15 protein-coding genes are annotated in these 17,907 nt (G+C 62.5%); 5 read left to right on the top strand and 10 right to left on the bottom strand.

Annotated elements, in window-relative coordinates:
- Nucleotides 1–2: 2 nt before the first annotated feature.
- From ACMO9O_RS10490 to ACMO9O_RS10445, 10 genes are all read right to left on the bottom strand, one after another.
- Nucleotides 3–944 carry a DUF368 domain-containing protein gene (locus tag ACMO9O_RS10490; protein ID WP_418983816.1) on the bottom strand — a complete coding sequence of 314 codons (942 nt, stop codon included), beginning with the start codon at nucleotides 942–944 and terminating at the stop codon, nucleotides 3–5.
- A gap of 465 nt (nucleotides 945–1,409) precedes the next feature.
- Nucleotides 1,410–1,727, bottom strand: coding sequence for a DUF3276 family protein (locus ACMO9O_RS10485; protein ID WP_418983815.1), 318 nt, complete (start codon nucleotides 1,725–1,727; stop codon nucleotides 1,410–1,412).
- A 96-nt stretch (nucleotides 1,728–1,823) separates the two neighbouring features.
- Nucleotides 1,824–3,401 carry a S41 family peptidase gene (locus ACMO9O_RS10480; protein ID WP_418983814.1) on the bottom strand — a complete coding sequence of 526 codons (1,578 nt, stop codon included), beginning with the start codon at nucleotides 3,399–3,401 and terminating at the stop codon, nucleotides 1,824–1,826.
- A gap of 8 nt (nucleotides 3,402–3,409) precedes the next feature.
- On the bottom strand, nucleotides 3,410–4,753 hold the full coding sequence (hisS, locus tag ACMO9O_RS10475) for a histidine--tRNA ligase (RefSeq protein ID WP_418983813.1): 1,344 nt from the start codon (nucleotides 4,751–4,753) through the stop codon (nucleotides 3,410–3,412).
- Between the two features lie 10 nt (nucleotides 4,754–4,763).
- On the bottom strand, nucleotides 4,764–6,437 hold the full coding sequence (ettA, locus tag ACMO9O_RS10470; protein WP_418983812.1) for an energy-dependent translational throttle protein EttA: 1,674 nt from the start codon (nucleotides 6,435–6,437) through the stop codon (nucleotides 4,764–4,766).
- A 236-nt stretch (nucleotides 6,438–6,673) separates the two neighbouring features.
- On the bottom strand, nucleotides 6,674–7,507 hold the full coding sequence (locus ACMO9O_RS10465) for a glycosyltransferase (protein WP_418983811.1): 834 nt from the start codon (nucleotides 7,505–7,507) through the stop codon (nucleotides 6,674–6,676).
- Nucleotides 7,508–8,041: 534 nt separating this feature from the next.
- Nucleotides 8,042–8,620 carry a rubrerythrin gene (gene rbr / locus ACMO9O_RS10460; protein ID WP_418983810.1) on the bottom strand — a complete coding sequence of 193 codons (579 nt, stop codon included), beginning with the start codon at nucleotides 8,618–8,620 and terminating at the stop codon, nucleotides 8,042–8,044.
- Nucleotides 8,621–8,727: 107 nt separating this feature from the next.
- Nucleotides 8,728–9,783 carry a CapA family protein gene (locus tag ACMO9O_RS10455; protein WP_418983809.1) on the bottom strand — a complete coding sequence of 352 codons (1,056 nt, stop codon included), beginning with the start codon at nucleotides 9,781–9,783 and terminating at the stop codon, nucleotides 8,728–8,730.
- Between the two features lie 3 nt (nucleotides 9,784–9,786).
- On the bottom strand, nucleotides 9,787–10,089 hold the full coding sequence (locus ACMO9O_RS10450) for a DUF4491 family protein (RefSeq protein ID WP_418983808.1): 303 nt from the start codon (nucleotides 10,087–10,089) through the stop codon (nucleotides 9,787–9,789).
- Between the two features lie 145 nt (nucleotides 10,090–10,234).
- Entirely contained in the window at nucleotides 10,235–11,590 is a 1,356-nt protein-coding gene (locus ACMO9O_RS10445) for a DcaP family trimeric outer membrane transporter (protein ID WP_418983807.1), read from the bottom strand.
- Between the two features lie 256 nt (nucleotides 11,591–11,846).
- On the opposite strand from ACMO9O_RS10445, the gene ACMO9O_RS10440 reads away from it, so the two are divergent.
- From ACMO9O_RS10440 to ACMO9O_RS10420, 5 genes are all read left to right on the top strand, one after another.
- On the top strand, nucleotides 11,847–13,010 hold the full coding sequence (locus tag ACMO9O_RS10440) for a metallophosphoesterase (protein WP_418983806.1): 1,164 nt from the start codon (nucleotides 11,847–11,849) through the stop codon (nucleotides 13,008–13,010).
- A complete protein-coding gene (locus ACMO9O_RS10435) occupies nucleotides 13,001–14,077 on the top strand; it encodes a dihydrofolate reductase family protein (RefSeq protein WP_418983805.1) in 1,077 nt (358 codons plus the stop codon). The genes ACMO9O_RS10440 and ACMO9O_RS10435 overlap by 10 nt, the downstream gene beginning before the upstream one ends.
- 109 nt (nucleotides 14,078–14,186) lie before the next feature.
- Entirely contained in the window at nucleotides 14,187–15,635 is a 1,449-nt protein-coding gene (locus ACMO9O_RS10430; RefSeq protein ID WP_418983804.1) for a TolC family protein, read from the top strand.
- A gap of 100 nt (nucleotides 15,636–15,735) precedes the next feature.
- The gene (locus tag ACMO9O_RS10425; RefSeq protein ID WP_418983803.1) at nucleotides 15,736–16,725 is read left to right on the top strand and encodes an HlyD family secretion protein; all 990 of its coding nucleotides are present in this window, start codon (nucleotides 15,736–15,738) and stop codon (nucleotides 16,723–16,725) included.
- 3 nt (nucleotides 16,726–16,728) lie between these two features.
- A complete protein-coding gene (locus ACMO9O_RS10420) occupies nucleotides 16,729–17,907 on the top strand; it encodes an ABC transporter permease (protein WP_418983802.1) in 1,179 nt (392 codons plus the stop codon).

The raw sequence follows: 17,907 nt of genomic DNA, 5'->3' as shown, positions 1-17,907 counted from the left end.
GGTTACCGCTCCTTTTTCTTGAGGATGATGCGCGCTGCCAGCTCGATGCAGTAGATCGAAAACAGACCGACCAGACAAAGCACTACGGCCTCTCCCAGCTGGGCGTCCTGCTGTGTCAGCGCCTCGAAGCGCCCCGGCAGGACGTTGGCTTCGACGAGCGGCTGCACCTTGCCGTGGCTGTCCGTATAGGTTTCCAGCACCTCTTTCCACGGCCATACCTTATTGAGCGACCCGATCATGAAGCCCATCAGCACGGCCACCGTCACGTCGTGCCAGTGCTTCAGCAGCCACGAGAGCAGATGCGAGAAAGAGATGATACCCGCCACGGCCCCGACGACGAAGATCAGGATGACGGGAATGTCCATCGCACCCACGGCGTGCATGATATATTGGTACTTGCCCAGCAGGAGCAGGATGAAAGCCCCCGAAATGCCGGGCAGAATCATGGCGCAGATGGCGATGGCCCCCGAGAGCATCACAAACCACCAGTCGTTGGGCGTCTCGGCGGGCGAGGCGACGGTGATCCACCACGCTGCGGCGACCCCGATGACGAAAGCGGCGACGGTCCGCAGGTCCCATTTGCCGATCTGCTTGGACACGAGCACCGCCGAAGCGACGATCAATCCGAAAAAGAACGACCAGATGGCGATGGGGTGGTTCGTCAGCAGGTAGGTCATCAGCCGCGCCAGCGAGAAGATCGCCACGCCGATACCCAGCAGCACGGGCAGCAGGAAGCGGCCGTTGATATGCCGCCAAAATTCGCCGAAACGACCCCGGACGAGCAGTTTGAGCGCCGTAAGGTCGACGCGGCGGATCGAGTCGATCAGCTCTTCGTAAATGCCCGAGATAAAGGCAATCGTGCCGCCCGAAACACCCGGAACGACGTCGGCCATGCCCATGGCGCACCCTTTGAGCGCAAGGATCAGGTAGTGGGAAAATTTCATATCCGTCAGGTTATCCGGTCGGAACGTTCACGTACGGGCATGCCGTATCCCGTCGTTGCGGTCGTCCCCTTCCCGGAAATTTTGGACAAAGATAGTGCAAGCCGAGAGCAAAAGCAAACGCAGTTTGCATTTTGCCGAGGCGCAGCATATCTAAGCCGGAGTTTATCTCCGGCAAAGTAATGCAAGCCGAGAGCAAAACCGAAGCCTGTCTAAGCGGGAGTTAATCTCCCGTAAAGTGTGCAAGACGAGGGAAGAATCAATGTATTTGAGTTTTACCAATACGGCCCAACCACAGGCAAGGCAAGGCAAGTAAGTTTGCATTTTGCCGAAACGCAAACTGCCCCCCCGGGCAAGCAGTACGCCACCTGACCATCACTCGTTTCCGGAAACGGCCGACGCTCCCTTCAACCTCGTCCGCGAGGATGAAGCAATAAGTTACAGGGCAGCCTTGCGAAAACGCCGGAACTAAATCTGTCCGGCCTCCTCTTTCTGCTGTTCGAAAAATTCGGGTTTGCTGCGGCGTATGAAATCGAGCACCTCCTGCAAGCCGTCCGAAAACTTGGCGAAATCCTCCTTATACAGGAACAGCTTGTGCCGGTCGTAGGAGCAGCTCCCGTCGGGGTTGGTGATCTTGCGGCTCTCGGTGATGGTCAGGAAGTAGTCGTCCGCACGCGTGGCGCGCACGTCGAAGAAGTAGGTTCGGCGGCCGGCCTTGACGGCTTTGGTCAGAATTTGATCTCCATATTCCTCGCTCTCGCGGCGAGGCGCAGCTTGGGATGACATGACGGTCGTGGTTTCAGGGTTGATGGGGTATACAAATCAATTCGTTCGTGTATACGAATATACACGAAAAATACGAAAATCGCAAAAAACTTCGGATTAATTTTTCCCCTCCAGCAAGGGAAGGCCCTGCCGTTCCCAATCCTTCAACAGCGTGACGGCTTTGCTAAACGCATCTTTGCGTCCGGCATTCATCACCCGATAGAAAGCCTCCGTACCGAACAGACGCTGCGCCACGAGCGCCTTGAGCTGAATACGCATCAGGGGCGCAGACTCCTCCAGCGCCTTTTCGTCGGTTTTCACTCCGCGCTCGGCCCCCAGGGCGGCCAGCGCCGCAAGCATCGCGTCCGGGACGGTGTAACCGTTGTCGAACGCCTCGAACGTGGGGTATTCGCGCTCCAGCGCCGCCCGATGATCGTCCATATAGGAGATGACGTATTCGTTTACCACGCCGCGGCGGATCAGATCGGCGTAGTAGGTCGTGAAACCCGTCGTATCGCTCTCCACGATCACGTCGGGCCAGATACCGCCCCCGCCGTAGACCGTGCGTCCGGTGCGCAGCGTGCGGTAGGCCGGAGCCGCCGCATCGAGCGAATCGCGCACCGCCCCGTCGTAGCGGCGCAGGTGGTCGAGGTAGTATTCGCGCCGCTTGCCCTTTTCGTAGGGGCGCTGGATCACGCGCCCGGAGGGGGTGTGGTAGCGTGCCACGGTGATGCGCACGGCCGAACCGTCGCCCAATCCGATCTGCCGCTGCACCAGCCCCTTGCCGAAGCTGGGCCGACCGACGACCAGTCCGCGGTCCCAGTCCTGCACGGCTCCCGAGACGATCTCCGAGGCCGAAGCCGACGTCTCGTCGATCAGCACCACCAGCGGACCGTGCACGTCGCCGCCGTTGCTCTGGGCGCGGAACGACATGGCCGGCACGGCACGCCCCTCGGTCGAGACGATCGTCGCCCCGCGCGGCAGGAAGAATCCGGCCATCTCGATCGCCTGATCCATCAGTCCGCCGCCGTTGCCCCTGAGGTCGAGGATCAGGCTCCCCGGGCGGCCCAGCTTCTCGTAGGCGTCGCGGAACTCGGATATGGTGGTGCGTCCGAAGCGGTTGACCTTGATATAACCGATCCCGTCGGCAGCCAGGTAGGCCGCATCGACCGTGTTGAGCGGAATCTTGTCGCGCACGATGACGAAGTGGAGCCGTTCCGGCTCGCCCGGACGCACCACGTCGATCTCGACCCGCGTTCCGGTCTTGCCGCGCAGATGTTTGGGCACGTCCGTCTGGCGGAATCCCACCGCATCGACCGTGTCGATCCTCACGATCCGGTCATTGGGCAGCACCCCGACCCGTTCGGCCGGACCGCCCGCGATGGTGTTGACCACGCGGACCGTGTCGCGCAGAATCGAAAATTCGACCCCGATGCCGCTGAACTCCCCCTCGAAGCTCTCCTCCACGCCCTTCATCTCCTCGGCCCCGATATAGGCCGAGTGGGGATCGAGCTCTTCGAGCATGCCGCGGATGGCGCTCTCGGTCAGCGGCGCCATATCCACCTCGTCGACGTAGAGACCCGAAAGGTAGCGGTAGACCTGCGCCAGTTTCTGCATCTGCTGCATGGAGGAGAGTTCCTGCGCCGCGAGGGGCAGGAAAGAGAGCAGCGATAATATCATCAGAAACAAGCGCATAAAATCAATTATCTAAAGTTTTCAACCAGCTCACCGAAGGCCACCTGCCGCTGTTCGCCCGAACGCATGTCCTTGACCGTGGCGGCTCCGGCCTCCAGCTCCTGCGAGCCGATGATGGCCACGAAAGGGATGGCGCGTCGGTTGGCGTACTCCATCTGCTTCTTCATCTTGCCGCTCTCCGGGTAGATTTCGGCGGCGACACCCGCATCGCGCAGCGCGCGCAGCAGGGGCAGGGCGGCATCCTGCTCGGCCTCGCCAAGGTTGGTGAAGAGCACCCGCGTCGAGCAGCCGACCTCCTCGGGAAAAAGCTCCAACCCCGTCATCACGTCGTAGATGCGGTCGGCTCCGAACGAGATGCCGACGCCCGAGAGGTTCGGCAGTCCGAAAATACCTGTCAGATCGTCGTAGCGGCCGCCGCCGCAGATCGAACCGATGGCGAAATCGAGCGCCTTCACCTCGAAGATCGCTCCCGTGTAGTAGTTCAATCCGCGTGCCAGCGAGAGGTCCAGTTCCACAGGTAGATCGAGACCGGCACGTTCGAGCCGACCGAAGATCGTGCGCATCTCCCCGATGCCCTTCATGCCCGTCTCCGACGCCGCGAGCACCTCGCTCAACCGGTAGAGTTTCTGCGTGTTGTCCCCGCTCAGTTCGAGGATCGGTTGCAGTCGGTCGACCGCCTCCTGCCTTAGGCCGCGCTCCAGCAGTTCGGCCTTCACGTTGTCCAAACCGATCTTCTCGAGCTTGTCGATGGCCACCGTGATGTCCATCATCTTGTCGGCATGGCCGATCGCTTCCGCAATGCCGCAGAGGATTTTGCGATTGTTCATCTTGAGCGCCACACGAATCCCCAGCGCCCGGAACACCCGTTCGACGATCTCAACCAGTTCGACCTCGCAAAGCAGCGAGCGCGTGCCGATCACGTCCACATCGCACTGGTAAAATTCGCGGTAACGCCCCTTTTGCGGTCGGTCGGCGCGCCAAACGGGCTGAATCTGGTAGCGCTTGAACGGGAAGGCCAGCTCGCCCTGGTGCTGCACGACGTAGCGGGCGAACGGAACCGTCAGGTCGTAGCGCAACCCTTTCTCGCAAATCTTCGAGGCGTTGCGCACCTCCTCGTCCGAAAGTCCGGCGGCGTAGTCGCCCGAATTGAGGATTTTGAAGAGGAGCTTGTCGCCCTCGTCGCCGTATTTGCCCAGCAGCGTGGAGAGGTTCTCCATCGAGGGGGTTTCGAGCGGCGCGAAGCCGTAGGTGCGGAACACGCCCTTGATCGTTTCGAAAATGTACTGGCGGCGCATCATCTCCGCGGGGGAGAAGTCGCGCGTGCCCTTGGGTATGGATGGTTTTTGTGCCATAAGATCGGAATTATTCCATCAACTTCTTATATTTCACGCGGTGGGGCTGCGTGTCGCCGCCCTGCGCCCGCTTCCACTCCTCGTATTCGCTGTACGAACCCTGGTAGAAAACCACCTTCGAATCTCCCTCGAACGAGAGGATGTGCGTGGCGATACGGTCGAGGAACCAACGGTCGTGGGAGATCACCACGGCGCAGCCGGCGAAGTTTTCGAGGCCCTCCTCCAATGCACGCAGCGTATTGACGTCGATGTCGTTGGTCGGCTCGTCCAGCAGCAGTACATTACCTTCCTCCTTAAGCGCGAGGGCCAGGTGGAGGCGGTTGCGCTCGCCGCCCGAAAGCATGCCGCACTTCTTCTCCTGATCGGCGCCCGAGAAGTTGAAGCGCGCGACATAGGCGCGGGCATTGACCTGCCGGTTGCCCAGCATGATGAGGTCCGCGCCGCCCGAGATCACCTCATAAACCGTCTTTTCGGGGTCGATCGACTTGTGCTGCTGGTCCACGTAGGCCAGCTTCACGGTCGGACCCACGCGGAACGAACCTTCGGTAGGCTCCTCCAGCCCCATGATCATGCGGAACAGGGTGGTTTTGCCCGTGCCGTTGGGACCGATCACGCCCACGATGCCGGCGGGCGGCAGCGAGAAGTCGAGCCCCTCGTAGAGCACCCGGTCGCCGAACGCCTTCTTGACCCCCTGCGCCTCGATCACCACATCGCCCAGACGGGGACCGTTGGGGATGAAGATCTCCAGCTTCTCCTCCTTCTGCTTCGCATCCTCGTTCATCATCCGGTCGTAGGCCGAAAGACGCGCCTTCGACTTGGCGTGACGGCCCGAGGGGGACATGCGCACCCACTCCAGCTCGCGTTCGAGCGTCTTGCGGCGCTTCGACTCCTGCTTCTCCTCCATGGCCATGCGCGTGGTCTTCTGCTCGAGCCAGCCCGAGTAGTTGCCCTTCCAGGGGATGCCCTCGCCGCGGTCGAGCTCCAGAATCCATCCGGCCACGTTGTCGAGGAAGTAACGGTCGTGGGTCACGGCGATCACTGTACCCTTATACTGCTGTAAATGTTGCTCCAGCCAGTCGATGGACTCGGCGTCGAGGTGGTTGGTCGGCTCGTCGAGCAGCAGCACGTCGGGCTGCTGCAACAGCAGACGGCACAGGGCCACGCGGCGGCGCTCACCGCCCGACAGCACCTTGACCGACTGCCCGGGGTCCGGGCAGCGCAGCGCGTCCATCGCACGCTCGAGCACGCTGTCCAGCTCCCAGCCGTTCACGTGGTCGATCTGTTCGTACAATTCGCCCTGCCGCTCGATCAGGCGGGCCATCTCATCGTCGGACATCGGCTCGCAGAGCTTTTCGTTGATCTGTTCGTACTCCTTCAGCAGCGCCACCGTCGAGGCGCACCCCTCCTCGACCACCTCGCGGACGGTTTTCGAATCGTCCAGCTGCGGTTCCTGCTCGAGGTAGCCCACCGTGTAGCCCGGGGAGAAGACGACCTCGCCCTGAAAATTCTTGTCGATGCCCGCAATGATCTTCATCAGCGTCGACTTACCCGAGCCGTTCAGACCGATGATACCGATCTTGGCCCCGTAGAAGAACGAGAGGTAGATGTTGTTGAGCACCCGTTTCTGATTGGTGAACGTTTTGGAAACGCCCACCATCGAGAAGATGATTTTTTCGTCTGCCATATCTTGTAATGTTTTTCGTTCGGATGATACCGGCAACAAAATCCCCGCACAAAAAATCCCCATCGTCCGGCAGTACCGAAGCCGAGAAGATTTTGCGCAAGAATCGTTGCACAAAGATAGAACGAAAATCCGGATTATGAAGAGCCGCCTCCCAAAATTCATCCGCACCGCCGCACAAATCGGGCGACGCAGCGGGGACTAAGCCGCCGAAACGGCCGCTTCCGGCGGGAGCGCCGCTACTCGCGCTCCAATTCGTCGAGCATCCCGAGCCACATCCGCCCGGTGTTCTCCAGCGAATAGCCGGCCGCCTTACGGCGCAGGGCGGGCTGCATCGCCCGGCGGCGCTCGCCGTCGCGCATCAGCGCGGCCAGCTCCCGGGCATAGGCTTCCTCGTCGAACGGAGCCACGCATACGCCCGTCGTGCCGTCCTCCCCGATGATCTCGCGCACCCCGCCCGAGCAGGAGAATGCCATCGGCACGACCCCGGCGGCCTGCGCTTCGGCCAGCACCAATCCCCAGCCCTCGAACGTGGAGGTCAGGCAGAGGATCGCCGCCGTTTCGTAGTGGGGCTGCGGGTCGGCGGCATAGCCGCAGAAGCGGACCTGCCGCAGACCGAGCCGATCGGCGAGCTGGCGCAGGTGATCGTACTCGGGACCGTCGCCCACCAGTTTGAGCGTCCAGTTCGGGAATTCCGGCTCCACGCGCGCCCAGATGCGCAGCAGCCGGTCGACGCGTTTGTCGGCATAGCTCATGCGCCCCACAAAAAGCACCTCTTTCGATTTTTCCGCATGCAGGGGAGGTTCAGGCCCCAGCGGATTGGTCAACACCCGAACCTTCGACGTCTCGGGGGAGGCGCCGACGATGTCCTCTACCTGCCGTTTGTACTCCTCGCACAACACGGCGAAGCGGTCGGCCTGCCGGTAGACTTCGCGGTACTGCCGTTCGAAACGGTGCGTATAGGTTTTGAAAAGCGTCTCCTTGGGTTTGCGGAACAGCGTCCAGCCGATCCGGCCGGCAAGCGACCCGCTGCGCCGGGCCTTCAGCTCGGAGACGATCAGTTTGTTCCGCACCTACCACATCGGCATGCCGTGATGGTGGAAGATAATTTTGCAGGATGTGTGCTCGCGGATATAGTCCAGATGCCGCAGCATGGCCACGGGGACCACGAAGTAGTCGATTCCGAGCGAGTTGATCCGCTCAGCGGCAAAAACGGCGTTGGTGCGCGACTGGAAGAAAAATTCGGGAAGACGGACGATCTGGAAGGTCCTGCGGTCCTGCGGGCTTAATATGGCCTCGTCGAGTTTGTAGACGAAAAGAAAGGCCTCAAATTTCCCCCCCCCCTACCGGTCAGGTAGCGAGCGACGTCGGAGGTGACTTTCTCCGCACCGCCCAGGGGATAGGCCTCATGGATAAACGCGATCCTTTTCATTGAATGGGTTTGCAAGTGTGTCGGGCCGAAAGACGGTCGACATTTGGCAAAGGTACGAATAAAATCGCTAAAGACACCCTATCCTTTCGAAAATCGGACCGGGAGGAAAAGAAACTCCCGGACCTCGTCGCATCGGGGTCCGGGAGCGTTCGGCTGCGCAGGGCGCAGTCAGCCGTCAATAGTTCTCCTTCTTCGGCTCGAAGTAAGCCTGCGGATGCTTGCAGGCGGGGCAGATCACCGGAGCTTCGGAAGCCTCGCAGATATAGCCACAGTTGCGGCACTGCCACCAGATTTTGCCGTCGCGCTTGAAGAAGTTGCCGTCGGTCAGGCGGCTCAGCAGCTTGAGGTAGCGCCGCTCGTGCTCGGCCTCGACGGTGGAGATCATCCGGAACGCCGTGGCGATCTCGGGGAAACCCTCCTCTTCGGCTACCTTGCCGAAATCGCGGTAGAGCACGTCCCACTCCTCGCGCTCGCCCTGTGCGGCGGCCAGCAGGTTCTCGGCCGTCGTACCGATCGGTCCCGTGGGGTAGGAGGCCGTAATGGTCACGTCGCCGCCTTCGAGGAATTTGAAGAAACGCTCGGCGTGCTCCTTCTCCTGCTCGGCGGTCTCGGCGAAGACGCCTGCGATCTGCTCGTAGCCCTCCTTGCGTGCCTTGCTGGCGAAGAAGGTGTAGCGGGTGCGCGCCTGGCTCTCGCCGGCGAACGCTTTCAGCAGATTCTGTTCGGTTTTGGTTCCTTTGATGCTCTTTTCCATAATCTTATCCGTTTAGATGTTTCTTGTTTTCACGAGAGCAAAGATAACGTTTTTCCCGGTCCTGCGCCAAAAAATCGCCATCGTTTGTTTTTATAGGGCTATTCGGATCATTTATAGAACCGACCGGTCAATTCCTCCGTATCGGTGAAAAACTGCCGGTACTGCGGCGGCAGCCGCAGCGTGTCGGCCGCCTCGGGCGGCAGAACCCGGTAATCGGGCAGCGCGACCCAGACCGGCACGGCTTCGGCCGCATACCGCAGCGTACCGTCCGGGCGGCGCGTAAGGGTGATTTCCGCCAGCAGACCCCCGTCGCAGTAGCGGCGGCGCTGGTTCGACACGAAGTTGCCCAGCGAGTAGAAGACCGCATGAAGCGAATCGGCCTCGAAAGGCTGGATGACGTGGGGATGGCTGCCGACGATCAGATCGGCTCCGGCCTGCCGGAGCAGGCGGGCCAGCGCACGCTGCCGCGCATTCTCGCGCCGGGCGTATTCGTCGCCCCAGTGGATGCACACCGCGACGCACTCCGCGCCCCGCGCCCGCGCCGCTGCAATGTCCGCGGCCATCGCCGCCGTATCGATGCGGTTGACCGTGACGCCTTCCGGCACGGGCATGCCGTTGGTCGAGTAGGTGTAGTTCAGAAGAGCGATCACCACACCCCGACGCACGAAAAGCAGCGGGTTGTTGCGCTCGCGGTCCAGGCTGTCGGTGAAGACCCCCGTGCGGCGGATGCCGCAGGCGTCGAGTTCAGCGGCCGTGGTCCGGACACCCTCCGCGCCGCCGTCGCAGCAGTGGTTGTTGGCCATGACGGCCGCGTCGATGCCGGCCAGGCGCATCGCTCCGGCCAGCGCCGCGGGCGAGCGGAAACAGGGGTAGCCCGTATAGCGTCCGCTCCGGGTGAGGGTCGTCTCGAGGTTGACGACCACCAGATCGGCGGCCGCGAAACGCGGTTCGAGCGCCGCGAATACCTCCGAGTAATCGAACCCGTCGCCCCGCCGGGCTGCCTCGACCTGCGGCATGTGCTGCATCACGTCGCCCGCGAAGAGCAGCCGCACCCGCACCGGAGCGGGACGCGACGGCGACGCTTCACGGTGCAGCCGGAAGGGGAGGGCGCAGGCCGCCCCGGCCAGAACTGCCGCCAGCGCATATCGGACGACGGGGCGCACGGGTCAGCTGCGTTTCGGGTTTTTAGGGAACCACCCCTTTGCCACGCGTCCGCGCTGCTCGAACAGCTCCCCGATCGACCAGAGCGACGAAGCGCCCCATACGGCCAGCAGCGTCGACCAAAGGATATGCCGCACGGCCACCGAGGCCGCGATGGCTGCCAGCCCCATCAGGAGGAACACCCACCAGCACCGCACGCCGAAGTGATATTCGCCCTTGATGACCAGCGGGTGGAACAGGCCGATGATGAGGAACGTCGCCACGCCGATCACCAGCCCCGTCAGATTGTATTCGCTCAGAAACTCCATAACGATCCGTTTAGGTCGCTAAGATAGCTTTTTTTCGGACACCGCACAAAAAAGCCCCTCCGTCGGGGGAGGGGCCGGAACGGGATCGGGTCCGCAGGCTCGGCGCTAAGCCGGGAGCCGCTGCGGCCTGGCCCGTCAAAAGGTCTTAGAAGTTGTACTGAAGCATCACCTGTGCGCGGTTGGCGTGGTTCTTCATCGCGTCCATGTTCTTGCGCGTGCCGTAGAGGTACTCGGCGGCAACCTTGCAGCGCGGGGTGATGGCGCAGAAGATATTGCCGAAGATGTACTGGCCCTCGCGGTATTCGTCGGCGAACGAGCCGTTCTTCTCCTCGACGCGGACCATCGAGTAGCCGCCCGACAGCCATACGCGGGGCGAGAGATTGATCTGAGCGGCAGCCTGCCAGCCCCACATGGGCATGGTCTGGATCTGCATCGGATTCTCCGGGTTGGGCGTGAAGTCGAGGCCCGAACCGGTCAGGTCCTGAATATAGGGGGTGATACCCTGGCCGTAGACGCCGTTCATGAAGAGCTGTGCCCAGTTGAAGAGGTTGATATGACCGCTGAACTGCGCGCCCCAGCCCAGCAGCGAGGTGTTCTTACCCGTGTAGAGGTTGTGCGCGTAGAGGTTGCGCAGCACGCCCGACAGACGGATGTGACTCATGCGCTCGGGACCCCATGCGAACTGCAGGTAGAGCGGGAAGTCGGGCATGCGCTGCGGCAGCTCGGCATAATAGTCGTTGTAGGTGGCGCTCAGGTCGGGCATCTCGGCGGCCACGCCGAACGTCATCACGTCGCGGGCGAACGAGACCTCGTAGCGGACCATCGTTGCGAAGTTGAAGTTATAGGCGTTGGGCCCCTGGAAGTCGATCGTGTGGGGAGCCGCCTGCAGGTCGCAGAAGGTCGTCACGTCGCGGCCCAGCGTAAAGCCCTTGAACGACACGTAGGCCGAACGCAGACGGGGCGTGTAGCTGCCGCGCGCACCGCCGCGGAAGTCGGTGTCCACGTAGACGATGACGCGGCCCAGAGCGCGCGTATTGGCGATCGCCTTCATGTACAGACGCGAGGTCGAGGCGTCCATCGTCAGCTTCTGCTTGGTAGCGAACGATCCCGGGATGGGAATGTCGTAGGGCACGAAGTCGAGGTTGTCGACCACGCCGCAGAAGTCATAGGCGGTACGGAGCTGTATGAAGCCGCCCATGGCGAACGAGAAGCGGTTGTTTTTGCCCGTAAAGACGAACTGAGGCTTCTCCGCCTGCTGGAACCCGTAGCGATGGGTTTCCAGATAGTCCTGCGTAGCGTTTTCCACCGCCAGCCGGTTGAGTGCCGCAGCCTGCTGCATGGCCTCGCATCCGCCGCAGTTGTAGATCGTGTCCACTTCGTGCACGGAAATCAGGTAAACCGTGGGCGAGTACTCCCCGTCCTGGGCTTTTTCCGCATAGCGCTGAGCCGAGGCGGAGGTGGCAAGAAGCAGGGCCACAATCAAAAGTCGAAAAGTTTTCATAAGCCGATAAATTTGGTTTTTTAAATTAACTTGCCTTGTGCGATATGTTTTGCTTTTGGAAAACAATGAGTTAATATTCACCGGGGAAATTAGCAAGTTGTATGCCAAATAAATCCGCACGGAATTTGATTTTGAAGCCCGAACGAGGTTTTTTCCTATCTTTGCGGCGGGATAAACCCCGGCCCCCTCCGGCTGCGCGGCCGCAGGCTGCCGACGGAGGGGAACCGACTGTACGAACCGTATAAATAAAGGTATAATGCTTTTTGCGATCATCACCCTGATGGCCCTCGGAGCCATCGCCGCCGACATGCTGCGCTGGCGGCGTCTGCGGCGCTCGTCGCCCGGATGGCACGGAGCCTTCGTCGTCTATGTCGCGCTGACCGACCTGCTGCTGCCCGCGGTGGTCGTCTCCGGCGCGCTGGTGCGCGACAACTCCACCGCCTTCATGGCTTTCGCCATGTGGATGTTCTGGGCGTGGATGGTCACCGTGCTTCCGCGCATGGCCTACTACCTCTGCGAACTGCTGCGCCTGCCGCACGTGGGAATCCTCGCCGCGCTGGCGGTCGCGGGCGTACTGGTGTGGGGAGCCACGGCGGGCCGCACGACGCTGCACGTCACCGAGACGGAGGTCTGTTCGGCCAAACTGCCCGAAGCGTTCGACGGCCTCAGGATCGTGCAGTTATCCGACATACACGTAGGCACGCTCGTTCGGCCCGAACGGGAGTTGAGCCGCCTGGTCGACAGCGTAAACAGCCTCCGTCCCGACCTTGTCGTATTCACGGGCGATCTGGCCAATGTCCGCTACACCGAACTTAACGATAGGGTGCAGCGGTTGCTGGGTGGCCTGCACGCCCCGCTGGGGGTCTACTCCGTCACGGGCAACCACGACGTGGGAGCCTACATCAAGGACACCGTGGCGCTTCCTCCGGCGGTGAATCTGCAACGGCTGATCGCCATCGAAGAGGGGATGGGGTGGCAGGTACTGCAGGATACGACCGTCTATCTGCATCGCGGCGGCGACAGCATCGCCCTCTCGGGCATCGCGTTCGATCCGGCTCTCCGCAAGCGCCGCCACGACGCCGAACTGCCTCCGGCGCGGCTCGACGTGGTTTACCGCGACGTGGCGGATTCGCTCTTCAACCTGACCGCCGTCCACCTGCCCCAGCTTTGGGGGCAGATCACCGGGGCGGGTTACGGCGACGTGACCCTGGCGGGCCACGTACACGCCATGCAGCTCAAAATCCGCCTCTTCGGCCGTTACTACTCCCCGGCGCAGTGGCTCTACACTCAGTGGAGCGGACGCTACGACGACGGCCCCCGGATGCTCTACATCAACGACGGCACGGGCTACGTCGCCTATCCGATGCGCTTGGGCGCATGGCCCGAAATCACCCTTATAACCCTGAGACGATGCGCGTGACCCTCTCCGCCGCGGTTACGGCCGACGGCTTTCTGGATGACAACACCCCGCAGCGACTGCTGATCTCCACCCCCGGCGACTGGGACGCCGTGCTGCGCCTGCGCGCCGGGCACGATGCGATTCTGGCCGGGGCCGAAACGCTGCGCCGCGACAACCCGGCGCTCCTGCTGCGCGACGAGGCTGCCCGCGCCCGCCGCCGGGCGTGCGGGCTGCCGCCCGACCTGAGCAAAGTGACGCTCACCGCCTCGGGCCGCCTCGCCCCCTCGCTGCGCTTCTTCACGGAAGGGGAGGCGGACCGGTATGTGTTTGCTACATCCGAATTACCTGAATTGCAATCTGTTGCGACCGTTATCTCCTGCGGAAGTTCCGTTACGGCCCGGCGGATCGTCACCGAACTGGAGAAGCGCGGCGTGGAGCGGCTGCTGGTCGAGGGCGGCGCGCAGGTGCTCGAAATGTTCCTGCGCGAGGGGATGGCCGACACGGTGCGGCTGGCCGTGAACCCGTCGCTGAGGCTGGGGGAGCAGGGCGGGGCGCGCTTCGCGTTCCAACCGCCGGAGGACGCGCCCTGTCTGAGGGAAGAGGTCGACGGCATGCGGGTGGTCACCTGCACGCTCCGTCCCGACACCACGGACGAGGACCTATGCCTGCTGCGGCAGGCCGTCGCCGAGAGCCGGAAGTGCACCCCCAGCCCCACGTCCTACTGCGTGGGAGCGGTCGTGGTCACCCGCGCGGGCGAACGCTTCGCCGGCTACACGCACGAAACCTCGCCGACACACCATGCAGAGCAGGAGGCCGTCGCCAAGGCTCTCGCCGCCGGAGCCTGCCTGCGGGGCGCGTCGATCTACTCCTCGATGGAACCCTGTTCCGTGCGGGCGAGCGAACCCGAGAGCTGCACGGAGCTAATCCTGCGGCATGGTTTTTCGCACGTCGTCTTCGCGCTCTACGAGCCGGACCGGTTCGTCTGCTGCCGCGGAGCGCTCACGCTGCGCGAGCGGGGCGTGGACGTGCGCGCCTATCCAGGGCTGGCGGGGGAGGTGCGGGCGGTCAACGCCCACCTCTGGCCCTGAAACAGGCGGATTTTGTGTCCAAAAGGGCCTAAAAATGTTCCGAACACCCGGACGATCGTGCAAGCGAAAAGAATAACGTCTATATTTGCTCAAAACTTTCAGAAGCAGTATGAAAACAGCAGTCAGAATCGTGTTGACAGCTGCCGTGCTGGCAGCGGCCGTCCCCGTGTTCGCGCAGTCGGCACAGCAGCCCCTCACGCTCGACGAAGCGGTCGCCGTGACCCTTGCGGAGAATCCCGCGATGAAGGCCGCCGCCTACGAGGAGCAGGCCGCCGTCCAGGAGCGGCGGGCGGCCATCGGTCTGCGCATGCCGCAGATCAGCGCCACGGGAGCCTACGCCTATCTGGGCAAGGACATCGGATTCGATTTCAATAACCTGAAAGGCCCCGTCGGCGATTTTGCGGGCAAGCTGATGCCTTATATCCCCGACCCGATCAAGCCCACGCTGGTCGGACTGCTGGGCGATCTGAACTCCACCGACCTCTTCCTCAAGCTGCAGGACCGCAGTCTGGGATTCGTCGGAGGCGAAGTGACCGTGCCGATCTGGCTCGGCGGCAAGATCAACGCCGCCAACCGGGCCGCCCGCATCAACGAGCGCACGGCCGTGGAACAGGGGCTTCAGACGCGCAACGCCCTGATTTCGGAGTTGGCCGAACGCTACTTCGGCCTCTCGCTCGCCACACAGGTCGTTCAGGTCCGCGAGCAGGTCGCCGCCGGCATGCGCCGCCACCTCGACGATGCCGTCGCGCTGGAGAAGAACGGCATGATCGCGCAGAGCGAGCGGCTGTACGTCGAATTCAAACTGGCCGAAGCGGAACGCCAGCTCGCCGACGCGCGGCTGCAGAAGCAGACCATCGCCAGCGCGCTGAGCAACACGCTGGGGCGCGAGAACGACTGGCAGCCCATGACGGCGCTGTTCATCCTCGACCGGCTGGAGGAGCTGGCCTATTATCAGGACCTCGCCGAAGAGCGCAACCCGCTGCTCAATCAGGTGGCGCTCAAGCGCCGGCTGGCCGAGGAGGGCGTGCGCGTCCAGCGCGCCGAGTTCCTGCCGCAGGTGGCCGCTATCGGCGCGGGATCGTTCTACAACTACCAGGTCGCCGGATTCGTGCCCCGCTGGGCCGTGGGCGTGGGGGTCAATATCAAGCTATTCGACGGTCTGAACCGCGAATACAAGTATTCGGCCGCCAAGCAGACCGTCCGCCGCGTCGGCGAGCTGGAGAACAAGGCCGGCAAGGATATATCGGTGCTGGTCGAGAAGCTCTACAACCAGCTGCTCAACTACCGCAACCAGATGACTTCGATCGACGCTTCGCTCGCCTTTGCCGAGGAGTACCTGCGCATGAAGAACGCCGCGTTCCTCGAGGGGATAAGCTCCTCGACCGACCTGATCGACGCCGAGCTGAACCTGGCGGGCGTCCGCACGGAGCGTCTGCAGGCGGCCTACAACTACGACCGGCTACTGGCCCAGCTGCTCGAAGCGGCGGGCGTGAGCGACGAATTCACCGCCTATGCGCGCCGCAGCGACGCGCGGCAGATTCTTTTCGACCGGAAATAACGGACCGTCCGCCGGCAACCGGCGACGAAAGCGGACGTCGCACCCGACGGAAAGCGAAAAGAGTTTCAGCGAAAAAAGACAGAAGCAAAAATACAAACCTATGAAACGCAGCAACATCATTGGAATCATCGCGGCCGCCGTAGTCATCGTGCTCGCGGTCATACTGATCAGCTGGTACGTAACGCGCCGGACCCCGATGCTGATTCAGGGCACGGTGGAGTGCACCACCTACAAGGCCTCCTCGAAAGTGCCGGGCCGCATCGACTGCATGAAGGTCGAGCAGGGCGACCGGGTCGAGCAGGGCGAACTGCTCTATACGCTCTCCACCCCCGAACTCGAAGCCAAACTGCAGCAGGCCGAAGCCGTCAAGAGCGCCGCCTCGGCCCTCGACGAGGCGACGCTGGCCGGCGCGCGCGTCCAGCAGATCGAAGCGGCGCTGAACCTCTGGGAGAAGGCGCAGGCGGGGCTGGAGCTGGCCCGCAAAACCTACCAGCGCATCAAGAACCTCTACGAAGAGGGGGTCGTACCGGCGCAGAAGCTCGACGAGGCCGAAGCCAACTACAAGGCCATGCAGGCTTCAGCCGAAGCGGCCAAAGCGCAGTACGAACTGGCCAAGGACGGCGCACGCAAAGAGGACAAGGAGGCTGCCGCCGCCCGCGTCCGTCAGGCGGAAGGGGCTATCGAGGAGGTCGAATCCTACATCAGCGACGCCATGGTCTACGCCCCCATAACGGGCGAAATCTCGACCATCATCGCCGAACAGGGCGAACTGGTGGGCAGCGGCTATCCCGTCGTGGCGATCCTCGACCTCACGGACATGTGGACCACGTTCAACATCAAGGAGACGCTGCTGCCGGGAATCCGCGTCGGAACCCGCATGATGGGCTTTATCCCGGCTCTCGACCGCGAAGTGGAGTTCGAGGTGACCTACATCGCCGCGCAGGCCAACTTCGCCACCTGGGCAGCGACCCGCACGCAGGGCGGCTTCGACATCCGCACCTTCGCCGTCAAGGCCAAACCCGTCTGTGCGGTCGAGGACATCCGTCCCGGCATGAGCGTGCTGGTGGACTGGGATCAATTCAGGTATTAGGCGATGCGCGGCTTCCTGCGGAATACCTGGGCCGTGATGCGGCGCGAGACGATGCGGATGACGCACCAGCCGATGTATGCGGCGCTGCTGTTCATCCTGCCGCTCCTCTCGTTCGCCTTCTTCGCGCTGCTGTTCGAACGGGGCGTGGCGCGCAACATTCCCATCGCCGTGCTGGACGAGGACCACACCTCGCTCTCGCGCAAGGTGACGCAGATGATCGACGACACCCCGACGGCGCTGGTGGCTTACGGCATCCAGTCGATGCACGAGGGCGAGCGGCTGATGCGCGAGGGAAAGATCATGGCCATCGTGCAGATTCCGGCCTTCTTCGAGAAAAACATCCTGAGCAACAGCCAGACGCATCTCGAAAACTACATTTCGGGAACGAACATCACGGTCAACGGCCTCTTGTCGAAAGACATACAGACCGCTGTAACGACCTTCACGGCCGGTATCCAGATTCAGCTCTTCACCAAACAGGGTCTGACCGAGCGGCAGGCGATGGCGCAGCTGATGCCCGTAAGGTTCAACAAGCACGTATTATTCAATCCCTACATCAATTACGGCTATTACCTCTCGCCGAGCTTCATGCCGATGATGCTGCTTATCTTCACCGTCATGGCGACCATCTTCGCCATCGGCAGCGAGCTAAAACATGCCACGGCTCCCGAATGGATGGCCGCGGCCGACGGCTCGGTCGGCGCGGCGCTCACGGGCAAACTGCTGCCCATCACCTCCATCCTGTTCTTCATGGCGCTGGTGATGCTGCTGATTATCTTCAAGGTGGTGGGCGTGCCGCTGAACGGCAGCCTCACGGTCGTGCTGGTCGGAACGCTCCTCTTCCTGCTGAGCTATCAGGCGCTCTCGGTGCTGATCGTCGCCCTGCTGGCCAACCTGCGTCTTTCGCTCTCGATCGGCGGCGGCTACTCGGTGCTCGCCTTCACCTTTTCGGGCCTGACGTTCCCGATCATGGCCATGTGGGCCCCGATGCGGTGGATGAGCCGCCTCTTTCCGTTCACCTACTACACCGACATCTTCATCGACCAGATGATGCGGGGCGCTCCGGTGGTCTACTCGCTGCCCGATCTGGGGTATATGTCGCTGTTCATCGTCTTACCGCTTCTGTGCCTGCCGCGTCTGAGGCGGGTATGCACGGAGGAAAAATTCTGGGGGAGGCTCTGA

The sequence above is a fragment of the Alistipes sp. genome (genome assembly GCF_048465635.1).
Classification (GTDB): domain Bacteria; phylum Bacteroidota; class Bacteroidia; order Bacteroidales; family Rikenellaceae; genus Alistipes.
This window is presented reverse-complemented; position numbering and strand designations above follow the sequence as displayed.